Source organism: Deltaproteobacteria bacterium GWC2_65_14 (assembly GCA_001797615.1).
Classification (GTDB): Bacteria; Desulfobacterota; Deferrimicrobia; order Deferrimicrobiales; family Deferrimicrobiaceae; genus GWC2-65-14.
Genome location: MGPV01000031.1, coordinates 1 through 2,180 on the forward strand (window position 1 = coordinate 1; position 2,180 = coordinate 2,180).

The 2,180-nt window shown below is 63.7% G+C and carries 1 protein-coding gene, 1 tRNA gene and 1 pseudogene (1 of these 3 running past the window's edge); 2 read left to right on the forward strand and 1 reads right to left on the reverse strand.

Features of this window, described 5'->3' with window-relative positions; translation table 11 throughout:
• Positions 1-6: 6 nt before the first annotated feature.
• Positions 7-83 (forward strand) — tRNA-Lys (locus A2X88_03765).
• Between the two features lie 153 nt (positions 84-236).
• Positions 237-1,463 (forward strand): hypothetical protein, encoded by a 1,227-nt coding sequence (locus tag A2X88_03770; GenBank protein OGP34380.1) that lies wholly within the window; start codon positions 237-239, stop codon positions 1,461-1,463.
• 29 nt (positions 1,464-1,492) lie between these two features.
• Here the strand turns inward: A2X88_03770 and A2X88_03775 are convergent.
• A pseudogene (locus A2X88_03775) lies at positions 1,493-2,180 on the reverse strand (hypothetical protein) (it continues 572 nt past the right edge of the window).

Here is a 2,180-nt window from a genome sequence, read left to right on the forward strand (position 1 = left end):
CAGCGTGGGCCATTAGCTCAACCCGGCAGAGCAGCTGACTCTTAATCAGGAGGTTGAAGGTTCGAATCCTTCATGGCCCACCAGACAAAACAAGGGGTTACGGCTGATGCTGTAGCCCCTTTTTCGTTCTTGACGGCACATTCTCATGGGGGAAAAGTGCCTCATCCCCGGTATTTTTTCCCGTAATATGTTCATAAATATTCTCTTCTTGGCCGGCATGGAGGATCCAGAACAAAATGACTGTCACCTTCGAGGAAGCGCTCGCCACCGTCCTGCCCATCGTGAGAGTCAAGGAGCGGCATGACGTTTTCCTGCCGGACGCGGTCGGGCAGATCCTCGCCCGGGATCTCGTTGCCGACCGGGACATTCCGCCCTTCCCTCGCGCCGCGATGGACGGGTATGCGGTCGTCTGGACGGGGGCGGAAACGGAACGGGCGTACCGGGTCATCGGAACGGTCAACCCGGGCAGCGTGTGGGACGGCCGCCCGGAGGAATCGGATTGCGTGAAGATCATGACCGGGGCCATGGTGCCGCATCCCTTCGATACGGTCATCCAGGTCGAACGCTCCGGCTTCGAAGCGGGCGGCGACATCCGGTTCGAAGGAGCCGTGAAGCGCGGCGGAAATATCGCCCGGCAGGGAGAAGATGTCCGAAAGAACTCGGTCCTCATCCCGGCGGGGACGCTGCTTTCGCCCCATCACGTCGCCACGCTTGCTTCGGTCGGCCAGTGGGAGGTTCCCGTGTACCGGCATCCTTCCGTGGCTCTTCTCGCCACCGGAAGCGAGCTGCTCGAACCCTGGGAGAGCGCCCGGGGGCCCATGATCCGAAACAGCAACTCCCATTTTCTTCTCGCGGCGTTCAAGGATATCGGGTTTCACGAGGTCCGGTACCTCGGGATCGTCCCGGACGAGAAGGAGAGGATCGTTGCGAAGATCCTCGAAGGGCTTTCGTGCGATGTTCTCATCGTGACCGGGGGGGTGTCGGTCGGAGACGTGGACATCGTCCCGGAATGTCTCGCGGCCTGCGGCGTCCGGAAGATCCTCCACAAGGTCGCCGTCAAGCCGGGCAAACCGATCTTCGCGGGAGAATCCGCGAGCGGGGGAGTTGTCATCGGGCTGCCCGGCAACCCGGTCGCGGTGTTGGTCCATTTCTACATGTTCATCCGGCCGTTGCTGATGAAAGCGTCCGGCGCCAGGGAGTACTTCCCGAAGCGGATCCTCCTGCCCCTGGCGGGGAGCGCGGAGAATCGCAGCGGCGGCAAGAAGTTCTCCCTCGCACGGCTCGAATCCTCCGGGGGGGAAACCCGGGTCGCCGAGATTCCCTCCCACGGGTCCGGGGATTTCGTATCGGCCATCCGCGCCGACGGGGTGTTCGAGATCCCGATGGGGACCTCGCACCTGCCGGCCGGGCGGACCGTGCCCTTCTATCCCATCTGGGGGAAGTTTCCGTCGGATGAGGGGTGATTCCAGGCCCCGCGAAGGCGCCGGCGATCTTACCGCAGGAAATCCCCTTCTGCGATCGGCTTGCCGGGATCCGGGGTCGAAGGGAAGTATCCCGGGGCGGCCTTGGGGCAAGGATCTTTCCACAGGAGCCTTCTCCCCGCGGTGTTCAGTGCGATACCCGCGGCAAACGCGACGGCCAGATTCCCCGTCATCAGGGTCAGGAGCCCTATGACTCCCGCGATGGCCAACTCTTGGGGGAATGCAACGATGTCACGGACCAGGCGAGCGTGTTCCAACCCGACGTATACCAGAAGAAATCCAAGGACGGGCGAAGGCAGCAGGCCGAAGAGGGAGGCGATCGACTTCCCGAACAGCAGGGCCAGGACCACGAAAAGCCCGCCGATGAAGAGGTTCGCTCCGCCGGTCCTCGCTCCGAACCGGTAGTGCGCCGTGATCCCCCCCGACCCGTGGCACATGGGCATTCCGCCGATCCAGGCCGAGAAAAGATTGGCGATCCCCAGGGATGCCGCGAGACCCCGGAGGGTGACCCGTCGGGCGCCCTCCCCGTAATAACAGGTTGCGGTGTCCGCCGCGGCGACGACGGAGTTGGCGAAGGTGAGGGGGATCTGCGGGAGCAGGAGGACAAGAACCACCATGTACCAGTCCGCCTGGAGCGGGAATCCCCACGCCGGCCGGATCCAGCCGATGGAGAGGGAGGATAGCGTTCCGACGGGCCCG